Annotated in this window: 18 protein-coding genes, 1 tRNA gene and 1 pseudogene; 7 read left to right on the top strand and 13 right to left on the bottom strand. The window is 54.9% G+C overall.

Translation table 11 applies throughout. The features are described 5' to 3' along the window. Positions 1–123: 123 nt before the first annotated feature. On the bottom strand, positions 124–879 hold the full coding sequence (locus tag IKB43_12070) for a geranylgeranylglyceryl/heptaprenylglyceryl phosphate synthase (protein ID MBR2470860.1): 756 nt from the start codon (positions 877–879) through the stop codon (positions 124–126). Between the two features lie 79 nt (positions 880–958). On the opposite strand from IKB43_12070, the gene IKB43_12075 reads away from it, so the two are divergent. Further along, positions 959–2,062, top strand: a complete 1,104-nt coding sequence (locus tag IKB43_12075; GenBank protein ID MBR2470861.1) for a GSCFA domain-containing protein — start codon at positions 959–961, stop codon at positions 2,060–2,062. Here the strand turns inward: IKB43_12075 and alaS are convergent. Next, positions 2,059–4,710: an alanine--tRNA ligase gene (gene alaS, locus IKB43_12080; protein ID MBR2470862.1), complete on the bottom strand. Its 2,652-nt coding sequence runs from the start codon at positions 4,708–4,710 to the stop codon at positions 2,059–2,061. The two genes, IKB43_12075 and alaS, sit on opposite strands and share 4 nt — an antisense overlap. 187 nt (positions 4,711–4,897) lie before the next feature. Here alaS and IKB43_12085 point away from each other — a divergent pair, with 187 nt between their 5' ends. Then, a complete protein-coding gene (locus IKB43_12085; GenBank protein ID MBR2470863.1) occupies positions 4,898–5,695 on the top strand; it encodes a hypothetical protein in 798 nt (265 codons plus the stop codon). Between the two features lie 261 nt (positions 5,696–5,956). Then, entirely contained in the window at positions 5,957–8,215 is a 2,259-nt protein-coding gene (pflB, locus tag IKB43_12090; GenBank protein ID MBR2470864.1) for a formate C-acetyltransferase, read from the top strand. Here the strand turns inward: pflB and IKB43_12095 are convergent, their stop codons facing one another. Continuing rightward, on the bottom strand, positions 8,216–8,752 hold the full coding sequence (locus tag IKB43_12095) for a hypothetical protein (GenBank protein MBR2470865.1): 537 nt from the start codon (positions 8,750–8,752) through the stop codon (positions 8,216–8,218). It lies immediately after the preceding gene. Between the two features lie 160 nt (positions 8,753–8,912). Here IKB43_12095 and IKB43_12100 point away from each other — a divergent pair, with 160 nt between their 5' ends. Continuing rightward, positions 8,913–9,380 carry a hypothetical protein gene (locus IKB43_12100; protein ID MBR2470866.1) on the top strand — a complete coding sequence of 156 codons (468 nt, stop codon included), beginning with the start codon at positions 8,913–8,915 and terminating at the stop codon, positions 9,378–9,380. 7 nt (positions 9,381–9,387) lie between these two features. Here IKB43_12100 and dacB read toward each other — a convergent pair whose 3' ends face one another. Genes dacB through aroA form a run of 3 tightly spaced genes read right to left on the bottom strand, consistent with a single transcriptional unit; the run spans position 9,388 to position 14,447 of the window. Then, a complete protein-coding gene (gene dacB, locus IKB43_12105; protein ID MBR2470867.1) occupies positions 9,388–11,550 on the bottom strand; it encodes a D-alanyl-D-alanine carboxypeptidase/D-alanyl-D-alanine-endopeptidase in 2,163 nt (720 codons plus the stop codon). 3 nt (positions 11,551–11,553) lie between these two features. Further along, positions 11,554–13,128 (bottom strand): extracellular solute-binding protein, encoded by a 1,575-nt coding sequence (locus IKB43_12110; GenBank protein ID MBR2470868.1) that lies wholly within the window; start codon positions 13,126–13,128, stop codon positions 11,554–11,556. Next, on the bottom strand, positions 13,125–14,447 hold the full coding sequence (aroA, locus tag IKB43_12115) for a 3-phosphoshikimate 1-carboxyvinyltransferase (GenBank protein MBR2470869.1): 1,323 nt from the start codon (positions 14,445–14,447) through the stop codon (positions 13,125–13,127). Before aroA ends, IKB43_12110 begins: the two co-directional genes overlap by 4 nt. A gap of 99 nt (positions 14,448–14,546) precedes the next feature. On the opposite strand from aroA, the gene IKB43_12120 reads away from it, so the two are divergent. After that, positions 14,547–15,293 carry an acyl-ACP thioesterase gene (locus IKB43_12120; GenBank protein ID MBR2470870.1) on the top strand — a complete coding sequence of 249 codons (747 nt, stop codon included), beginning with the start codon at positions 14,547–14,549 and terminating at the stop codon, positions 15,291–15,293. Here the strand turns inward: IKB43_12120 and IKB43_12125 are convergent. Then, positions 15,283–16,164 carry an MBL fold metallo-hydrolase gene (locus tag IKB43_12125; protein ID MBR2470871.1) on the bottom strand — a complete coding sequence of 294 codons (882 nt, stop codon included), beginning with the start codon at positions 16,162–16,164 and terminating at the stop codon, positions 15,283–15,285. The genes IKB43_12120 and IKB43_12125 overlap by 11 nt on opposite strands. A gap of 158 nt (positions 16,165–16,322) precedes the next feature. Here IKB43_12125 and IKB43_12130 point away from each other — a divergent pair, with 158 nt between their 5' ends. Together IKB43_12130 and IKB43_12135 are read left to right on the top strand one after the other, a co-directional pair. Beyond that, positions 16,323–16,688 carry a hypothetical protein gene (locus IKB43_12130; protein MBR2470872.1) on the top strand — a complete coding sequence of 122 codons (366 nt, stop codon included), beginning with the start codon at positions 16,323–16,325 and terminating at the stop codon, positions 16,686–16,688. A 95-nt stretch (positions 16,689–16,783) separates the two neighbouring features. After that, positions 16,784–16,857 (top strand) — tRNA-His (locus IKB43_12135). 38 nt (positions 16,858–16,895) lie between these two features. Here IKB43_12135 and IKB43_12140 read toward each other — a convergent pair. The 6 genes and pseudogenes from IKB43_12140 to IKB43_12165 all read right to left on the bottom strand — a co-directional run. Next, positions 16,896–17,564: a hypothetical protein gene (locus IKB43_12140; protein MBR2470873.1), complete on the bottom strand. Its 669-nt coding sequence runs from the start codon at positions 17,562–17,564 to the stop codon at positions 16,896–16,898. A gap of 127 nt (positions 17,565–17,691) precedes the next feature. Then, entirely contained in the window at positions 17,692–18,852 is a 1,161-nt protein-coding gene (locus IKB43_12145) for a sodium ion-translocating decarboxylase subunit beta (protein ID MBR2470874.1), read from the bottom strand. A gap of 13 nt (positions 18,853–18,865) precedes the next feature. Continuing rightward, positions 18,866–19,225 (bottom strand): acetyl-CoA carboxylase biotin carboxyl carrier protein subunit, encoded by a 360-nt coding sequence (locus IKB43_12150; protein ID MBR2470875.1) that lies wholly within the window; start codon positions 19,223–19,225, stop codon positions 18,866–18,868. A 47-nt stretch (positions 19,226–19,272) separates the two neighbouring features. After that, positions 19,273–20,043: pseudogene (locus IKB43_12155) on the bottom strand (hypothetical protein). Between the two features lie 461 nt (positions 20,044–20,504). Next, on the bottom strand, positions 20,505–20,801 hold the full coding sequence (locus IKB43_12160) for an STAS domain-containing protein (protein MBR2470876.1): 297 nt from the start codon (positions 20,799–20,801) through the stop codon (positions 20,505–20,507). Between the two features lie 19 nt (positions 20,802–20,820). Further along, positions 20,821–21,089: ATP-binding protein (locus IKB43_12165; protein ID MBR2470877.1), on the bottom strand; the 269-nt coding region annotated here is incomplete at its 5' end.

A 21,089-nucleotide genomic window follows, 5' to 3' on the forward strand; every position in this document is an offset into this window, starting at 1 on the left:
CAGCAGGCGCAGGAGTTCACAGCTCTTGTAGGCGGCGATTCCGCCGGTGACTCCCAGGAGGATTTTCTTTCCGTTCAGGTCCATGGGTTAGGGACTAGGATCTAGGGGTTAGGGGCTAGTGCCTTATCCTTTGATGTGGATGGCCGCGGCGAATTCCTTGAGGAGGGCGGGGTCTTCCACCTTTTCCCAGAGGGTGCCGGTGACGATGATGTTGGCGCCTGCCGCCACGCGGACGGCCGCGGTTTGCGGGTCCTTGATGCCGCCGCCGGTGATGATGGTCATCTCGGTGGCCTTGCGGGTGTAGGCGATGTGTTCCACGGGCACTGGCTCTTCGGCGCCGCTGCCCGCTTCCAGGTACACGTAGCGCATGCCCATGAGTTCTGCCGCGATGGAGTTCACCATGCTGAGCTTGGGCTTGTTGGCGGGCACCGGCATGGTGCCGCTGATGTACTCCACCGTGGTGCGCTTGCCGCTGTTGATGAGCTGGTAGGCCGTGGGAATGGCTTCCATGTTGAGGGCACGGACCAGGGCACCGCCGCGAACCTGCTCGTCGATGAGGTAGTTGGGGTTGCGGCCGCTCACAAGGGTCATGAACAGCATGGCGTCAAAACCGGGAACCACCTGGGAGGCTCCACCCGGAAAAAGCACTACGGGCAGGTCCACATGGGCCTTGAGGGCGGCCACCTGCTTGGGGAGCGTGAAGTTCCCCAAGTACGAACCGCCTACCAGCAGCAGGTCTGCGCCGTTTTCGGCGGCCATGGCGCCGGCCTTCACGAAGGCGGCCTCGTCCGAAGTGTCGGGGTCCAGCAGCACCGCAAACAGTGCCCCCCGCTTCTCGATTTCGGCATTCAGACGGAGTTCGGTCTTTCCTGGTTTCATAAAAATCCTTTTGCCAAAGTGGCTAGTATCATAAAGATACAAAAAAAAGGGGGTGCCCGCTTGCTACTATATTTACGGCATGGAATTTTACACGAAGATTGACATTCAAAAGCCCGATTTTAGCATCGACTACACCAAGAAACTGGCACTTTTCGGGTCCTGCTTTGCGGACAACATCTCAGCGCAGTTCGCAAACCGCGGGTTTTGCACGCTCTCCAACCCCTTCGGGACAGTGTACAACCCGCTGTCCTTGGCGGCACAGGTCAAGGCGGTTGCCGAAGGGCGTGTTTTCGGGGATGGGGATGTTTTTCAGGACACGCGAGGCGACAGACTTTGGCATTGTTGGGACGCCCACGGGTCGCTTTCCGGAAAGACTCGCGAAGAATGTATCGGCAAGCTGAACGCCGCCGCGAAGCAGGCCCGGGATTTTTTGCAGAAGGCAGATGTGGTGTTTGTCACCTTGGGTTCGGCATTCGTCTATTCGCTGAAGGCCGACAGTTCAACAGACAGCGGGACCTGCGGCAGGGTGGTCGCAAACTGCCACCGGCAAGACCCGAAAAAATTTGAACGCAGGTTGATTAGCGTAGAAGAGACTGCCGACGCAATTCGCAGGATTGTAGAAAGCCTGCACAGCCTCTCCCCCACCACCAACATCGTCTTTACCGTGTCGCCGCTACGGCACATGGCCGACGGAGCACACAACAATACACTTTCTAAGGCGACGCTTCAACTCGCCGTTGACAAGATTGCGAAATGCGGGACTGAGATTGCCACGGTCGCATCGCTCCCTCGCAATGACATCGCAAGTCGAGCAAGCGCGGGAGTTTACTCACGCATTTGCGAGACGCAGCAGTCATGCGCTTCGCGCAATGACAACACCCATTATTTCCCGAGCTACGAAATCGTGATGGACGAGTTGCGGGACTACCGTTTTTATGCTGACGACAATGTTCATTTGTCCAAAACGACAGAAGAGTACATCTTCGAGCGGATGGTGGAAACCTACTGCGACGAAGCAACCCGCGAAAACATCGCCCGCGTGGAAAAATTTCTGAAAATGGCGAACCACCGGATTGTGGACAACCACTCCCCCGCTACCGCCGAGTTCCAGAAAAAGCTCGCAGCACAAGCTGCGAGCCTTGAAAAAACAATTCCGGGATTGGTGCTTAATACGGAAAATTAAGCACCCAGCTTCGCTCTAATCCAGTTGTTGGCGTTGGCAATAGCACCGGCAATCTTGTCGACTTCCTTGGTGCCGGCCTGAGCACGATCCGGGCGTCCACCGCCGCGGCCACCGCAAGCAGCGGCGAGGTCCTTGACCAGGTCGCCGGCCTTGATGCCCTTGGCCTGAACGTTCTTGCCGACCATCACGGCGATGCTTCCGTTGCCTTCGCCCTTGTTCGCAATCACGGCGACGCTGTCGGTGTCGAGCTTGTTCTGAACGCCGTCCAGCAAGTCCTTGTACTTGTCTTCGGGCATGTTGAGTTCGCGTACAAACAGGTTCACGCCCATCACGTTGATGCCGCCGTTCAGGAGTTCGGCAGCGGCAAGCGTTGCAAGTTCCAGCTTCACGGACTGCAGGCTCTTTTCGAGGTTCTGCGTCTTAGCGAAGCTCTGCTGGATGCGGTCGAGAACTTCGGCGTCCTTGCAGCGGAGCTGTTCGCGGAGAGCCGTGAGAATCTGAGTTCCTGCACGGAGCAGCGAGAGAGCGCCACGGCCAGAGACTGCTTCGATACGGCGCACGCCAGCGCTCACGCTGGATTCGCTGATAATCTTCACGAGGCCGATGTTACCGGTGTTCTGCACATGCAAGCCACCGCAGAGTTCCTTGGAGAATTCATCGCCCGCGCAGCCCATCTTAACCACGCGGACTTCGTCGCCGTACTTTTCGCCGAACAGAGCCATGGCACCGCTTGCCTTGGCTTCATCAACGCCCATCACCTGGGTGTTGACCGGCAGGCATTCCATCACCTTCGCGTTCACGATGTCTTCCACCTTCTGGATTTCTTCGGCGGTCATGGCGTTGAAGTGGCTGAAGTCGAAACGGAGAAGTTCGTTGGAAACAAAGCTACCCTGCTGTTGCACGTGAGTGCCGAGCACCTGACGGAGCGCAGCCTGCAGCAAGTGGGTCGCGGAGTGGTTCTTGCGAATGTCGTTACGGCGGTCGTTATCGACGGTTGCCATGAATACAGCGCCCATCGTCGTTTCGTTGGCCGTACCCTTCTTCACCTTGCCGCGGCAGAGGGCGGTGTCGTTCACCTTCACGGTGTCGAACACGTCAATTTCGAGGTCGGCAGAAACGAGCGTTCCCTTGTCGCCAACCTGGCCACCCATTTCGGCATAGAACGGAGAGGTTTCGAGCACGATGCTGAGCACGCCCTTGTCTTCACGCCAGCGCATGACCTTCGTTTCGCAAGCGGAGAGTTCGTAGCCCACAAACTTGGTGCTTTCTTCGCTGTACTGCGTCCAGCCTTCGGTACCCATGGTGTTGATGCCCTGCTTCATGTTGGCGCGGGCGCGGGCCTTCTGTTCTTCCATGCACTTGTTATAGCCTTCTTCGTCAATGGTAAGGCCCTTTTCTTCGGCGAGAATACCGGTGAGGTCCGGCGGGAATCCGTAGGTATCGTAAAGCAGGAACACCTTGTCGCCCGGCACGACTTTTGCACCGGCACCCAACTCCTGCACGATGCCGGCGAAGCGTTCGAGGCCGGCGTCCAGCGTGCGGATAAAGCTTTCTTCTTCGCTCTTGATTACAGAGGCAACGAATTCCTTGCGTTCGCGGATTTCCGGGAAGGCGTCGCCCATGGTATCGGCGAGCACCTGCACCAGCTTGTAGATAAAGGCTTCCTTCTGGCCCAGCAGGCGGGCAAAGCGGCTGGCGCGGCGCAAAATGCGGCGGAGCACATAACCACGGCCTTCGTTGCTCGGGAGAGCGCCGTCAGCAATAGCGAAGGAGATTGCGCGGATGTGGTCTGCAATCACGCGGTGCGGGGTGCCGGCTTCGCCATCGTTGTACGGAACGCCAGAGAGTTCTGCAATCTTTGCGATAATCGGGGTGAACACGTCGGTATCGTAGTTGCTGGTCTTACCCTGAAGAATAGCGCAGATACGTTCGAAGCCCATACCGGTATCGACGTTCTTTGCCTTCAGCGGAATCAGGGAGCCGTCGCTCACGCGTTCGTACTGCATGAACACGTTATTCCAAATTTCAATATAGCGGTCGTTTTCGCCGTTCACGCCCTTGATGGGGTCCTTGAACGTTTCGGCCTGGGTAGCCAGGTCGCCGCGGTCGTAGTGGATTTCGGAGCAGGGGCCGCACGGACCGGTGTCGCCCATTTCCCAGAAGTTGGAGTGAGCGTCGAAGCGCATGATGCGGTCATCCGGGAGGCCGGACACATCCTTCCAAATCTGCCAGGCTTCGTCATCGTCCTGATACACGGTGGCAAACAGGCGTTCCTTCGGGAGCTTCCACACCTCGGTCAAGAGTTCCCAAGCCCAAGCGATAGCTTCTTTCTTGTAGTAGTCGCCGAAGCTCCAGTTACCCAGCATCTCGAAGAAGGTGTGGTGGTAGTTGTCGCGGCCCACCACGTCGAGGTCGTTGTGCTTACCGGACACGCGGAGGCACTTCTGGCTGTTGCATACGCGCTTCCAACCCTTCGGATTGTCGCCCAGGAAAATTGCCTTGAACTGGTTCATGCCCGCGTTCGTGAACATGAGCGTCGGGTCGTCATGCGGAACCACCGGCGAAGAACGCACAAAGAGGTGGCCCTTGGATTCAAAGAACTTGATGAAAGATTCGCGCACCTGCGCAGAAGTCATAGTAGGCATAATGTGTCCCTTTTATTTTTCGGGAACAAAGATAGAAATACAGCTTTACCCGATACGTTTTTTTTTCACCGAAACAAACAACATCCCTACGTAACGGGGTATTATCGTAAATAAATATTTACAATCAACAATAAAAACTATTTACTCTCCAGGAAAAAAGAATGTATAATACTACGGAAGGAGTCGAAGTATGATAAACTTGTCTAAAATCCCCCTGTTTTGGTGCATAAGCTCTTTTGCTCTTGTCGTGGCTGCATGTTCCGCATCGGGCGGCGAAGAGACAATTGGCTCCGTTTTCAGCAATAATGACGACGCATCGGTGTCATCTTCTAGCAGCATAGCAGAATCTGAAGGACTCACATCGTCCGCGACTTCATCCACATCATCTGCAAACGGCTCATCTACCGATCAGTCCAGCGGTTCCGATTCACAAGATAATAACTCACAGTCCAGTAGTGGAGGCAGCATCAAACCCACCGTCACATGTCCAAGCACCCACCCGGTATTGGACTGGTCAGATGAATGCCACTCATGTGATGACGAAACAGGGTTCATTCCAGACGATGACGAATCTTGCGAAAGACTTTGCGACGGAAAAAACGGGACCACAAAAAGAATCAAAAACTCTAGTTATTGCGTATTGGAAAAATGCCCCGACAACAAGCCCCTGATGGACTCTTGGGGTTGGGGCGACTGCAGGTCCTGTAAGTACGACGGCCCCGTTAGGGATACGATAAACTGCTCAAAATGCTCCAACAGAAAAATTCAAGATGGTTACTGCGTCATTGCCAACTGCGAGGGACGACCCCTATTAGACGACAATGGCTTCTGCTACCCTTGCTCAACATCGCTCTCGGTGCAGACCGTAAAAGGAGAATGCAAATCCAAATGTCCTAGCAGGCGCGAAAGCGGCTCATGGTCATGGGGTGACGGAGCCGATAAAATTGAAGGTACGTGGTGTGATTACGACAGTGAAGGATCAGAGTAAGCTAAAGCGTCAATAAAAGGGGGGAGGGTATTCTCCTCCCCTAGGAATTCGGCCCCTAGAATTCCTAACTCTATGACCATCAAACGATTGCAGAATCGTCGTCATTTCCGTCAATTTTTTTCTCTTGCAAAAGCAAAATCAAGCCTCCAGCGGCGGTTCAATCAGGCCCCTGCAATTGCTATATTGGGACTCACAAAAGAACAACAAAACAGAAGTCTCGACCCGCACTACTACGGCAATTCGGGCGAGCAAAGAGGAAAAATGATTAACGCATGGAATGGCTTTGAAGGCGGACTCTGGCAAAGCGAAATTAACGTCCGCGATTTTATTCAGCGCAACTACACCGCCTACGACGGAGACAAGTCCTTCTTGGCGGGCCCGACGGACGCCACCCAGAAACTGTGGGACGAACTGCAGAGCCTGCAGGCCGAAGAACGTAGGCACGGCGGCGTGCTGGACATGGACACCGACATCGTCTCCACCATCACGAGCCACAAGCCGGGCTACATCAACGAGCGTCTCAAGGACCTGGAAAAGGTCGTGGGTCTGCAAACCGACAAGCCGCTCAAGCGCGCCTTCATGCCCTTCGGCGGCATCAAGATGGCCGAAGAAGCCTGCCAACAGTACGGCTACAAGCCGAACGCCGACCTCCACAAGATCTTTACTGAATACCACAAGACCCACAACCAGGGCGTATTCGACTGCTACACTCCCGAAATCCGCGCCGTCCGCAAGGCCCACCTCCTGACTGGCCTCCCCGACACCTACGGCCGCGGACGTATCGTGGGCGACTACCGCCGTGTGGCCCTTTACGGTATTGACTATATCATCAAGCAGAAGCAGAACGACCTCGCCCACGTAGGCGACGGCACCATGACCGACGACGTGATCCGCCTCCGCGAAGAAGTGGCCGAACAGATTCGCGCCCTGCAGCAGATGAAGGTGATGGCCGCAAGCTACGGCTTCGACATCTCCGAACCGGCAACCAACGCCCACGAAGCTTTCCAGTGGCTCTACTTTGGCTACCTCTCCGCCATCAAGACCCAGAACGGTGCCGCCATGAGCGTGGGCCGTATTTCCACCTTCCTGGACATCTATATCGAACGCGACCTCAAGAATGGCACCCTCACCGAAAGCGAAGCCCAGGAACTGGTGGACCACATGGTCATGAAGTTCCGCATGGTGAAGTTCGCCCGTATCGAAAGCTACAACCAGCTTTTCAGCGGCGACCCGGTGTGGGCCACCCTCGAAGTGGGCGGCATGGGCCAGGACGGACGTTCCATGGTCACCAAGAACGATTTCCGCTTCTTGCACACTCTGGAAAACATGGGACCCTCTCCGGAGCCGAACCTCACGGTGCTCTACACCAAGCGCCTTCCCGAAAACTTCAAGGAATACGCCGCCTACATTTCCGTGACGACCAGTTCCATCCAGTACGAAAACGACGACGTGATGCGCCCCATCTGGGGTGACGACTACAGCATCTGCTGCTGCGTGTCCGCTACCCAGACCGGCAAGGAAATGCAGTTCTTCGGCGCCCGCGCAAACCTCGCCAAAGCCCTCCTCTACGCCATCAACGGCGGCAAGGACGAAAAGGGCGGCCTGGTGCCCGGCATGCAGATCGGCCCGGAACTTGCCCCCATTACCAGCGAATTCCTGGACTACGATGAAGTGATGCACAAGTACGACATCATGCTGGAATGGCTCGCGGGCATCTACGTGAATACGCTGAACCTGATCCACTACATGCACGACAAGTACTACTACGAAGCCGCTGAACTCGCCCTCATCGATACCAATGTGCGCCGCACGTTCGCGACAGGTATCGCAGGCTTCAGCCATGTGGTCGACAGCCTTTCTGCCATCAAGTACGCGAAGGTGAAAGTGGTCCGCGGTGACGACGGTCTTGCCAAGGACTTCGTGGTGAAGGGAGATTTCCCCAAGTACGGCAACGACGACGACCGCGCCGACGAAATCGCCGTGTGGCTGTTGAAGGAATTCATCGCGAAGATCAAGAAGCATCACACCTACCGTAACGCCGAACCCACGACCTCTATCCTTACGATTACGAGTAACGTGGTGTACGGCAAGGCCACCGGCGCGCTCCCTGACGGACGCCCGGCAAACGCCCCCTTCGCTCCCGGTGCAAACCCGAGCTACGGTGCCGAAAAGAACGGCCTCCTCGCTTCCCTCAACTCTGTCGCGAAGCTCCCGTACGAATACGCGCTGGACGGCATCAGCAACACGCAGACCATCAGCCCGAACGCTCTCGGCCACAGCGATGACGAACGCGCCCAGAAGCTCGTGACCGTTATGGATGGCTACTTCGCCCAGGGTGCACACCACCTGAACGTGAACGTGTTCGGCGTGGAAAAGCTGCTGGACGCCCAGGCCCACCCGGAAAAGGCAGAATACGCGAACTTCACCATCCGCGTTTCCGGCTACGCCGTCAAGTTCCTCTCCTTAACGAAGGAACAGCAGGACGACGTCATCAGCCGCACCTGCCACGGCGTGCTGTAGCTAACGGAAAATGGGTTTGGCCTCCCAGCCATAATCCTGATACATCTTGGCCGAAAGACCCTTCGCCTTAACATAGTCGCCAATCATCTCGGTGCGCTTGTTTTCGCGGAGGGTTTCGTTGTTTGACATGTTCTTCACCCATTCGTCATAGTATTCGCCAAAGATTTTTCTGGCGCTCTTGTCGTAGCGAGAGCCATCTTCGACGACGTCCATACCCGTGACAACGTAGCCTCCCTTGTCGGACTTTTTCAAATGGGCAACTCCCGGGTAATTGCCCCCTGAAACGCAGAACAGCGTATCGCCCCTGAGTTCATAATTGAACACCCAAAACGATCCCCAGGCCAGTGTTTCGCCTTGCTTGGTCGTTTGGGTCGTTAGTATGTTCACAACGGGAATCGTCGCATCGGACTGCGCATAATGCGGGCCGAATTCATCGACGACATACGCCGATATGGCAGCCTCTAGCGGGTCAGAACCGGCAAAGGCCAAAGACACCGCAACCACCAGAGCAATCCATAATTTTTGTGCCGTCTTCATAAAGGCCTCCTTGTTCTACACCATAAATATACCTTTTCTTTTTTATAAACAAAAATTGATAATTTTAATAAATTCAATTAATTATCATTATAAATTGCATTTTGACGCAAATTCTCTTTTTTTAAGCGCAAATCGTCGTTTTTTTATCTATAATTAAAGCATGGCCCCAAGCGAAGTCAACGCCCTCATCAAGAAGCTCTCGCCCTTTCTGGACGAAAGTTCCGAAGTATTTCGCGAACTAACCGTCTTTTTTGGCGAAGGCGGCAAGATAGAAGTCCATCACGGAGACCTTCAGAAATTCCTGGGCCGTAAACGGCTCTACCGCGTGATACGCCTAAGGGGCGAAAGCTACAAGGACTGCGTCTATCAGCTGGTGGACGACCATCCAGAATCCATGGAAGCCCTGGGTATGCTCCGGTACTACAAAGCTCCTGCAGGACCCATCCACTGGGAGCACGTAGAGGCCGCCGAAATCGCCATAGGCAAAGAATTGACCACCAACCCCTACGGCTGGGCGCCAGACGCCTGGACTCTCTTTGAGCATAACGAATCCGAAGTCAGTCCTGCGCAGGGCAGTACCGGAGACCACGAGATGGTGGCCATTCTCGCCTTTGATTACGGCGACTAGGCCGTCCTCAAGGTTTCACGAATTCAAAGAAAGTAACGCCAGGAACGCTCTTTGCGCTTCGACCTTCCAGATATTCCTTGAAAGGAATTTCCAGCACCTGCTTTTTGAAAGCGGCGTGACGGAACATGGGGAGCTCACCAGGGGTAAGCACCATAAATCCCGTGTGGGTGGCGTCCAGATTCTCCATAGCAGCCACAAGTCCGACACCCTGCACCTTCATGGGCCCTTCGTAAACACGCCCTGCCCATTCAAGGGCCTTGTCATAAGGCAAATAGCGGATTTCCACGGCAGGGTCGGCGGATTCCTTGCCATTTACCAGGTATTTCAGGTTTTTCTTCTTGAAAAACTCGTTCTTGCCGATGGTCTTCACCACCACCGTATCCCCCGGCATGGAAAGCTTGCGAGTAAACCTCGTATCGCTAGCCCAGTCGGCAAGCAGGTAATGCTTGCGGTGAGAATAGTCTATAATGCCATCCTTGTAGCGGATGCTCTGCAACACCTTGAAAAGGGAATCTTCACTTGTGGCTAGCGCCATGGCCAGGACGTGCTCGATATAGGTCACGCAATCTACGGAATCCATATAGACTAGCGGCTTTGTCTCGATGGAATCCAGGTACCCCTCGCCCATGGGCCCGAGCAAGTAAGGAGTTCCTTCCATCTTGCGGGAGAAATATTCCAGGCGAGCGTCCAGCCCGCGGATATTCTGGGCGTCGAGCCACATCTCCTTCATCTTGAGGAGCGACGCATAGTCGTCGCTGGTCTGGGCAATAAGACGCATCCAAAGAGTATCCAGCACGTCTTTCAGGGTGGCGTCCTTGTTCTTGCCCGTCTCGTTCAGGTACATGGCCACCGTCAGGGTGTCACCGTCCATAGGAAACAGGTAACCCACCAGGCCGTGGGCCTCGCCAATGAACCCCGTCTTGAATCGGGTAAGCCACGTGTATTTCAGTTCCGTCATGCGCTTGGCGCCCGTACCCACCTTCGGGCCTGCAAAACTGTTCATGTAGAACTCGCCTCTGGGGTGCCGGGCCATCTTGGCCAGCAACTGCGTTTCTACGGAGGGTTTCAGCTTGTTCTTGGGCGAAAGACCGCATCCATCCCAGACTTCAAAATCATCGAAACTCAGGCCCATTTCCGTAAGGAACTTTTCTTCCAGTTTTTTGCCGTTCTCTACGTTGCCCTTGCCGAGAATCTTGCCGCCCATGTTACGGAAAAGACTTTCGGCGTGGTAGTTCTGGCTACGCTGATTGATTTCGTCCAGAATACTCAGGAATGGCGCCGCCGAAAAGATGAACCGCTTGATTTCGATGCCCTGGGGAATGTCGTGGTTCTCTTCGAAAACAATACCGTTTTCCTTGAGCATGTACATGAACGCCGCACGGAAATACCCCACGGGGTTACGGATAGGGAGCACGAGACTTGCGGAATCCACGTCCATGCCGATAGTTCCACCCAAGGTAATCACGGACTTGTCAGGCTCCAAGGCCCAAGTCCATTTTCTCTTTTTTCCGGGAACGGTTTTCAGGTCATTCTTGACTGTCACGTAACCCACGTCAGGCACAATGGAGACGATAGCCGAATCCCCTTCCTTTTCGCCGGGCTTGAAACGGACCATGGTGCAATTGTCGTTAAAGTCCAGCGGGGCGATTTCGGCACCGTACCAGGCGTCGTAAAAATTCTTGCGCCAGTGTTCCGCTTTCCAGGGGCCGTCATAAAAGCCCGTATCCAAATCGATGGTCCCGCGGATGGTGTCGATTCCTAGAGCATGGATGGAATCCACCATGGCATCTATCATATAGAAAGGATCCGCATAGTAGCGTCCCGAAAAATTCGGGTCCCCTTCACCGCGAATCTGCACCGAGCCCAGGAACTTTTTCTGCTGGACACTTCCCATCAAAGAAATTTTCGTTTCGGGAGCATAGTCCAGGGGCAAAAAGTGCAGGGCCGTCGCCGTGGTCAAGGTTTTGAGGGTGCTCGCCGGAGTAAACTTTTCTTCGCCGCGGATGTTCGCCAGTTCCTTACCGCTCTTGAGGGAACGCACCGAAATTCCGAGACGAGAGCCAGGCACAACAGAATCCACGTAGGTCTGATAAGGCGCCAAGTCAATCCCGGCAAACAACGGGGCTGCCGCAAAAACACAGAACGCAAGGCAACGGAACAATTTCATCATCCGCTACTTCTTCCGGATAAGGGCCGACAACGCCATGCCCGCGATGGCGGCAACAGCCGCAATGACCACAACCAAAACAAACACCCAGATGGAGCCTCCCTCATCTTCGACCGGAACCGTCATGGATTCAGGAGTCACTTCTTCTACAGAAGCGAACAGCAGTCCCTTGATATGAGAAACGATGCCGGACTTGTCCAGCGTGTCGGCATAGCCAAGAGACTTGTTGATCTTCTGGTGGGCATCCCAGAACAATTCCACGACCTGATCTTCCACAGCCTCGCGAGAAGAACCTTCCCTAAACAAGTCGCCCAAGGCATTGGAAAACTCTATCAATATTCCTTCGATAGCCACCCATTCCGGAATGTTCGGGAAAGACTTTCCGGTTTTCATGGTTTCAATAATCTTGGAATAGCGGGCGTCCTTGTCCCAGATGTTCACGATGCTTTCGTCGGCAGGCAAGAAACCTACCTGTCGGGTGTAGGCGTCCATGTTGTCGGCCCGGAGCAGGTAGCAGAGAAGCCGTTCTGCAGCAGGCCTGTGAGCCTTGGGCAACACCAGATGGCTTCCGCCTACAAAAGAAACGATTCCCGAGTGCCCCGCCAGAGGCTCCACGATGGTTATTCCGTCTTCGGCGATGGGCGAATCCTTGAGGCCGCCGTCCTTGCTTGCAATTTCCATCTGGCGGATAATTTCGGAGGTGCCGTACAGCACCAGCTGCCCGCCACCGATAAACCGTTCCGTTTCCTGCACGGAATTTTCGTCCAGACCGTAAGGGGAAATTTCCCTATCAGCAAAAATCCTGAGGTAGTAGGCCAACCCCTTGAGGGTCGTAGAATCCAGCAGGGCGCTGCGGTAACCTGCAGAAGTCTTCGTGATGAAATCTCCGCCAAAGCTCCAGATGAAGGGCGCCATGTGTTGCGGGCCGGTCCAGTCCCCCTTTCCGGGCAGGGCGAAGGGCGCCACCTTGGCTGCACTATCGGAACCGCCAGCGGCGTTTTTCGCGAAAGCCCGCAGCACGCCGATAAATTCGGAGTAAGAATCCACCTCCTCTTTTTTCAGCGCAAGTTTTTTCCACATCTTCTCGTTGGCATACAAGGCCCTCACGTCCACAAACCACGGGAAAGAATACACCAGGGAATCCTGGGGCAAGCGGGCCGCCTTGAAGCTCTCCCTAAAGAATCGTGTAGCCCCTACCTGTTCCAGGTAGGCGTCCAGGGGTTCAATCGCCCCGGACGAAGCAAAGAAAGGAACCCAGGTAGAGCCCAACTGCAAAACGTCCGGGCCATTGCCGTTCGCTGCCGCAGAATCTGCGCCGCTCAACGCCTTGGAAATTTCGGCAAAGGCTTCGCCCCAATTCAAGAACCTGATGCTTACAGGGATTTTCGTTTCGCGCTGGAACCGTTTGACAATGCGCCCAAGCGCCCGCTGGGAACCGATACCGTTGTCCATGACCCAAAGGGAAAGGGTTTCGTCCGGAGACGCCACCAGGGCAGGCTGCGATGCCAGAGAATGCACCGGAAAAAGGCACACCAGGGCAAGCGTCAAGACGGTAGAAACATTTTTTGCAAACCGGGTCATTTGGCGAACCGTTTGAAATCCTCGAAGAAACTCGGGTAAGTCTTGTTCACACAAGCGGGGTCCAGAATCTTGATGGACACGCCACCCAAGGAAACAAGGCTAAAACACATGGCCATGCGATGGTCGTTGTAAGTCTCGATGGAGGCGCTCTGCAAATCTTTTGGCGGGGTCACCGTGATAGAGTCCATCGATTCGCGAACTTCGGCGCCAACCTTGCGGAGCTCTGCGGCCATAGCGGCAATGCGGTCCGTCTCTTTCACGCGCCAGCTGGCAATACCCGAAATGGTCATGGGACCGTCGGCAAAAAGCGCAAGTACGGCAAGAGTCATGGCAGCATCGGGAATTTCTACGGCGTTGAATTCGCCGAGACTCTTCAGCTTGCCCTTGGGTCCTGTGCATTCCACCCAGTCGGGGCCAAGCTTTACCTGCACGCCCATACGCTCCAGCACATGCACAAAGGCAAGGTCTCCCTGGATACTTTCGGAACCCATGCCCAAGACCTTGACGCAGCCTCCCGAGATGGCGGCGGCGGCCAGCGGGTAACTGGCAGAACTGGCGTCGCCCTCGACAGTGTAATCCCCCGGGCTCTGGTAAACGCCCTTGGGCACGTAGAAATCGGAAAGCCCTTCGTGCTTGACCTCTATACCGAAACGTTTCATCACGTCCAGGGTCAAAAGCACGTAGGGCGCCGAAATCAATTTTCCCTCTACATGAATGTGCAAGGGTTCATTGCAATAGGGCGCACAAATCAGGAGGGCCGTCAGGTACTGGCTAGAAATATTCCCGCGCACAGAAACAGAACCGCCCTTAAGCCCGTCCGCCTTGATGCGGACCGGCGGATAACCTTCCGTCTCCTCGTAGGAGACATCCGCTCCAAGGCTCTGGAGGGCTTCCACCAAATCCAGGATGGGCCGTTCCCGCATGCGTTCTTCGCCCCGCAAGACAAATTCCCCGTGACCAAGGGTCAGGGCCGCCGTCAAGGACCGCATGGCCGTGCCCGCGTTTCCGAGGAACAGCTCCACGGGAGCACCCGACTGAGTCGCAGGTGCATCCACGGGGCCAGCGTTTCCGCAGACTACCGCCTCCGAAAAATCATCCGAAAACTGGATTTCCACACCCAGCTTCTGCAGGGCCTCGCCCATGTAGCGGGTGTCGTCACTTTTCAGCAGGTTGTGCAACCTGGTTTTTCCGTTTGCCAGGGCCGAAATCAAAAAAGCGCGGTTCGTGATACTCTTGGAGCCCGGTAACTGGATAGTCCCCTCGAAGGACTTGAAAGCGGGCAACTGCTCAAAACTCTTGCGGAACTGAAAATCTTCCATACGTAAAAATTATACATTTTTAAGACGGAGCCGATGGAGCTCCACTCCGCAAAAGAGGCCGCAAAGGCAGCCCCTGCAAACCAGAGCCACGAGGAACCTATGGAACCAGAAATCACTACCAAGGAATTCGAAGTCCGCTTTTCGGATTGCGACCTCCACAGCCGACTGAAACTTTCCAACCTGTTCCTGTTCATGGAAGAAACCGCCATCGCCGACGCCGAGGCAAACGGTTTCGGCCTCTGGAAAATGATGAAGGCGGGCTACACCACCGTCATCACCCGCATCAAGCTCCGGATTTTGCACGTTCCCCTGTGGGGCGAAAAAATTTCCATTTCCACCTGGGCCAAGGAATTCTACAAAGACAAGGTGTGCCTCAAGGACTATTCTATCTTGGACGCCCGCGGGAACGCCATCGCCCAGGCCACATCGTCGTGGCTCCTGGTGAACCTCAAGACAGGCAAGTCCGAAAACCCGGCCAATAGCCCTTACCCCATCCCGCTGTTTCCGGGCAAGAACGCCCTACCCGAGATGATGGACATTCTGGACCCGAGTATCGACCCCGCCGTGGTGCAGCAGGAAACCGCCCACTACAGCGACCTGGACATGAACCAGCACGTGAACCACTGCCGCTATGTAGATTGGGTCACCGACGTGCTCAGCAAAGAAGAAATCAAGGACCGGGGCATCCGTTCCATACAAATGAACTACATCCAACAGATTCCCCTAGGCGAAAAGGTGAACCTGGTGCGCTTCAAGAACACCAACCACCACGCCTATATCTTTGGCATGAACGCCGCCGACATGACCAAGTGCCATTTCCAGGCCCGCATCGGGTTCAGGGACTAATCACGCCCATCCCCGGCCACAGTTCAAAGCAGGCGCTCCCGTCCTTATCCGTGCGGAAAAACCGCAGGGAATCGCCCAGCACGTATTTCAGCTTCTGCACGACCTGTTCCGACGGGTGGCCGTAAGGGTTTGTTGCCCCAACGCTTGCCACCGCATATTCCGGCGACACCTGCGCGAGGAACTGGAGACCGCTGCTGCCCGCTGACCCGTGATGCCCCACCTGGAGCAAGTCCGCCGTTAGGGTCGGCGACAGCTCCAGCAGACCGCGCTCCCCCAGGCTGTCCAGGTCGCCAGTCAAGAGGGCCGAAGCCTTGCCCCACGCCACCTGCAGCACGACGCTCCCGTGGTTTCCCGACACCACGTCATAGTCCGTAGGCCACAGCACCCGAATGTCCGGCACCTCCCCGAAACCGAGGTGGCTGCCACCAGACGAACCGGGCGCCAGCCCGAATTGTAAAGCGTCACCCCGCAGGAGCGTATCCACCGGAATTCCCCGCTTGTGAGCTATATACAGCACGCTATCCCGCCATACGCCGCCTGCCGTATCGGGCCCAACGAAAAGCCGCTTCACGCGGATATCCTTCAGCTCCACAAATCCGCCTACATGGTCCCGATGGTTGTGGCTCAACACTACCCACTCCAGTTCCCGGACGCCCCTGGCCCCGAGGCTGTCGGCCACTCCCACCGAATCGGGCCCCGCGTCATAGAGGGCGAACCGTCCGTCATGCTCCAGCAACACCGCAAGTCCCTGCCCCACGTCCAGCACCGTCACACGCAAGGGGCGTTCCTCCTCCCCCGCTTCGCTCACCCAGGTGCACCCCGCCGGCACAATGCAGCACAGGGCCGCAACAACGGCAATACATAAGGGCATCCTGGCCCAAACAACAAGATTCCGCAAAAAGCGAGTCATAAAACCTCCTAAAAAAAGATCCTTTACCTTTATAGACGCTTTTTTCGCCCCAAAAAAGCCTTGCTAAAAAAAATTTGCTATCTTTCCCACACAATGGCGAACAAGCCTCTGGAGACACTATGCAGTTACCCAAGTACAAAAAGAAAAAGCGCATCAAGCTGAAAATCTGCCAGGAACCTGGCTGCGGTCGCGAGTTCTGGGGCCACCCCATCGCCAAGTACTGCGAACTGCACCGCGACATCAAGCAGCGCCAGAAGCAGAAGAAGAGCATGGACAGCATCGAGTCCAAGAACATCATCTTCCGCCACAACTATACGGAGTCCATGGACCTCACCTTCAAGTGCTGCCTGGAAGGTTGCGACGAAAAGTTCACCATCAAGGTATTCCCCAAGCAGACGGTTTACCCCCGCTTCTGCATGGAGCACCGGAACGACTTCAAGCGGGAAAACTTCCTGCGCATCATGGCCAAAAAGGGGGGCGATTAACCACTAGCGCCCCTAAAACGGCCCTTTCCCCTTAAAAATGGAAACCACCCCTTGAAATTTGGGGTGGCTTTTTTATATTTGGGCTCACACTCATGGTGGGTGTAGCTCAATTGGTTAGAGTCCCAGATTGTGATTCTGGATGTTGTCGGTTCGAGTCCGGTCACCCACCCTTAGAAAAGGACCCCACGAAAGTGGGGTCTTTTTGCGTCAATCAGACTCAGAGCCGTCTTTCAGCACAATGATCTTTACATCGATTGACCAATAACACAAAAACGCGCCACCATCATCAACGCGCGTTATGGCCACCTTGTACATAAGATTGTCTTCACTAAGAGCATAAACGTAAGATGTCTTATCATATTTTGTCGACACAGAATCATTAGCAACAGCACCCTCAAAAACAAAGCCACGGGCTCCCAAGGTATCAACTAAATTCTTAGCCAACTTTTCCCTATAGGTATCACCAGAAGGGTCCTGTCTAGAACTTAAGAACCAGACTTCCTGTTTTCCTCCCTCAAGACTTATATATCCAGTCATAGTATAATTCGAGTCAAAAAAATTAAGCTTACCAGGCAGTTCTTTAAGAGTGTCTTCAGGATCAACATGGTCAAAGGGATTAAAAATGGAACTAGAAGAGTTCACCGTAGATGAGCAAGACTTCGCATTGTCCTGCGAACTTGACGAAACACTTTCATCACTCGACTCCAATTCATTCGAAGAACTACTCAAAACTGTCGTCTCGCTAGAAAGTATCGTTTCGCTTGAAAGAGTCGTTTCGCTTTCTCCATTCGGTCCCGCGCTACTTGCATCATCGAAACAAGCGCATAACATGGAAACAAACGCAAAAAATGCTAAAATCTTGTAAACACTTTTCATGATTAAAAAAATAAGTTCCAAAGCATTTCCTGTCAACACAAGCAAGCCCCCGGGTGTTAACCGGGGGCGGTTGCGAGAGCGAGGGCTAACCAGAGAATCACTTCCCGAATTTAGCCCGAGCGGTCGTTTAAGAGAGCCTAGAAATCATGTAACCGGCGCAGACTGCGGTACCGATCACGCCGGCCACGTTCGGGCCCATGGCGTGCATCAGCAAGAAGTTCTGCGGGTCATACTTGGCACCTTCCACCTGGGAAACACGTGCAGCCATCGGCACGGCGGACACGCCTGCAGAACCGATGAGCGGGTTCACGGGGTTCTTCGGGGAGCACCAGTTCATGATCTTCGCGAGGAAGAGGCCGGCCGCGGTGGAGAAACCGAAGGCCACAACGCCCATAGCGATAATCATGAGGGTCTGGGGTTTGAGGAAGATGTCGGCAGACATGGTGAGACCCACGGAAGTACCGAGGAAGATAGTCACGATGTTCATGAGTTCGTTGGAAGAGGTCTTCACGAGACGTTCCACGACGCCGGCTTCCTTGAAGATGTTGCCCAGCATGAGCATGATGATAAGGGCAGAAGCGTCGGGCACCACGAGGATGCAGACGATCATCACCATCACGGCGAACACGATGCGTTCGGCCTTGCTCACCTGACGGAGAGCCTTCATGCGGATCTTGCGTTCCTTGTCGTTGGTCATGAGCCGCATGATAGGCGGCTGGATGAGCGGGACAAGAGCCATGTAGGTGTAGGCCGCCACGGCGATAGGTCCGATGAGGTGCTTTGCAAGTTTGTTCGCAGTAAAGATGGAGGTGGGACCGTCGGCGCCGCCGATGATACCGATGGAGGCCGCTTCACCGAGAGTAAAGCCACCGAAAGCCACGGCACAGAACATGGTCGCGAACACGCCGAACTGGGCGCCACCGCCAAGAAGCAGCGTGCGGGGGTTGGCGATAAGCGGTCCAAAGTCCGTCATGGCGCCCACGCCCAAGAAGATAATGGGCGGGAACAGTTCCAGATGGATACCCTGGCTGATGTAGTAGTAGAGGCCGGCAGTGGGCGTGAACATGCCTTCGATGCTCCAGCCGCCGTCGTAGAACCCGGCACTCGGGATATTCACCGCCAGCGCGCCGAGGGAAATCGGCAAGAGCAGCAGCGGCTCGTACTTTTTGACAATCGCCAAGTACATCAGGACGAAACTCACGATCCACATAATCACCATAGGACCGGTGACGTATGCGAATCCGGTGTCGCCTGCGAACTCAACGACCGAATTTAAGAGTGAACTCATTTAACTGTACCTCTTAGGCAATGGTCATGAGGGTCTGACCGTCAACGACGGTATCGGTTTCCTTGACGGCGATGGAGTTCACGGTACCGGCGCAAGGAGCCACCACCGGGTTTTCCATCTTGAGGGCTTCGATGATAGCCACTTCCTGGTTGGCTTCAACCTTATCGCCGACCTTGACCTTCAGCTTGAACACGGAACCGGCCAGCGGGCACTTCACTTCGGTACCACCAGCTGCGGCGGGAGCTGCGGCAGGAGCGGCAGCGGGGGCAGCGGCCACGGGAGCAGCAGGAGCTGCGGCAACGGCGGAATCAAGAACTTCTACTTCGACGTCGTAGGTCTTGCCTTCGAAACTGATACGGACTGTTTTCTTCATTTTGATTTTTCCTGGCTTTAAGCCTGTTGAGTTTTAAAAGGTTATCCTTACTTGACAATCGTCCAAGCAGGGGAGTTAATGTTTCTGTAGGCGGTCACGCGGCAGGGCTGACCAATGGCCTGGGTCGCAGCGGCGGTCACCAGGGCAAGGAACTGATCGTTGGTCATGCCGGGGTGTTCTTCCAGGGCGGCCACGGCAGCAATGCCGAGGAAAGCCTGGAGCTGCTTGTTGGTGAAGCCCGGGTGCACGCTCTTTGCGTTCGGGTCCCAGTCACAGTGGGCAGGGCCGATAGCGGCAGGAGCAGCGGCGGCAGCGCTAGCGGGAGCAGCCTTGACCGCAGGTGCCGGAGCCTTGGTCTTGTTGAGACCCAGCTTCGCCATAATGAAGTTCATGAGGTAGCAGAGCACCGTGAGGCCAATGATAACCACCATCACCACGATGAGGCCCGTGGCCTGGAATTCAACCAGAGAGCCGATGCTAAAGGTATCGGATTTGCCCTTGCAACCCTGTTCGATGGAATAGTCATTCTTGCAGTAGGTGGAACCCAGCTTCGCCTTGGCGATGGGGAGCACCTTGTGGCCGGCGGCGTTCTCGATAGAATCACGCACATCACGGGCAAGCACTGCCTGTTCATAAGTCTTATAAAGTACAGCATGGTTGCCGGCATGAGTTTCCACAATCTTGTAGACCATGGAAGTATCCATACCCGGCATGGAAAGTTGCGCCTGAACCTGGGCAGCATCGGAGGCCGGCATAAGCGCGAGTTGCTCATCAATCGCTTTGCCAAAACCTGCTGCAGCCGGTTCGCTTGCAACGAGCGCCGGTTGTTCAGCCGGTTCGACTGCAGTCGCAGGAGCTGCATTCAAAGATGCAGAATCCACGGTCTGGACAGAAGAATCAGCTGTGATTTGTTCTGTTTCGTTCATTAGGATTTAGTCCATTTTTAGGTTGTTAATCAACGGAGCAGAATTTAGAAAAAAACGCCCTTCCGCATAGACAAAAACAAAAAAACGACCCCAAAAGGGCCGTTCTTCAAACTCAGCCTCCCCAGTAGATGTTACCTCCACTCAGGAGCGGGCTGCCACCTCCATCGAAAATAATGACCGGACCGCCTTCCCCCAGTAGATATCATCGCCTCGCCCTTAGCGTTCCGCACAGGGTAAGCGTAGGTGGACATCAGTATCGCGTAGATACTACGGATTTTCGCATGTCGTGATGAATTCATACCAAAATTACAACAAAATAATTTTCGCGTCCGGACCAGGAAAATTTCCAGAAATTATGCAATCGTCAAGATGTTGCTGAAGCCAGTCACCTTGAAAATGTCGTTGATGTCGGAATTCACGTTCTTCACAATCATCTGGCCCTGCTTGCTCATGACCTTCTGGGCCATAAACAAGATTCGAAGTCCTGCCGAAGAAACGTAGGCCAGGTTCTGGAAATCAAACACCAGGGTTTTCACCCCGTCCAGTTTGCCCACGACTTCCGCTTCCAGCAGCGGGGCCGTCAAGGTATCCAGGCGCCCTTCAAGGGCAAGGGTCAGCTTATCGTTTTCAGTAGTCTTGGTAATCTGCATAAGATTGTTCCTTTTTTATTTATAAAGTCTTGGTGATGGCCAGTTCGTTCTTGTCGCCGTTCCTGCGGTAACACACGCTGTCCATGGTCTTTTTCACAATGAATATCCCGAGGCCCCCGATGTCCCTTTCTTCAAGAGGCAGGGTCACGTCAGGGTCCGCCTGCTTGATAGGATCGTAGGGCTTACCGTTGTCGATAAAGGTTAGCCTTGCCGAAAGCGTCGCCTTGCGGACTTCCACAATCAAGGTCACCTCGGTAGCACCCGAGAACTTGACAATGTTACTGTAGA

Source organism: Fibrobacter sp. (assembly GCA_017503015.1).
Classification (GTDB): domain Bacteria; phylum Fibrobacterota; class Fibrobacteria; order Fibrobacterales; family Fibrobacteraceae; genus Fibrobacter.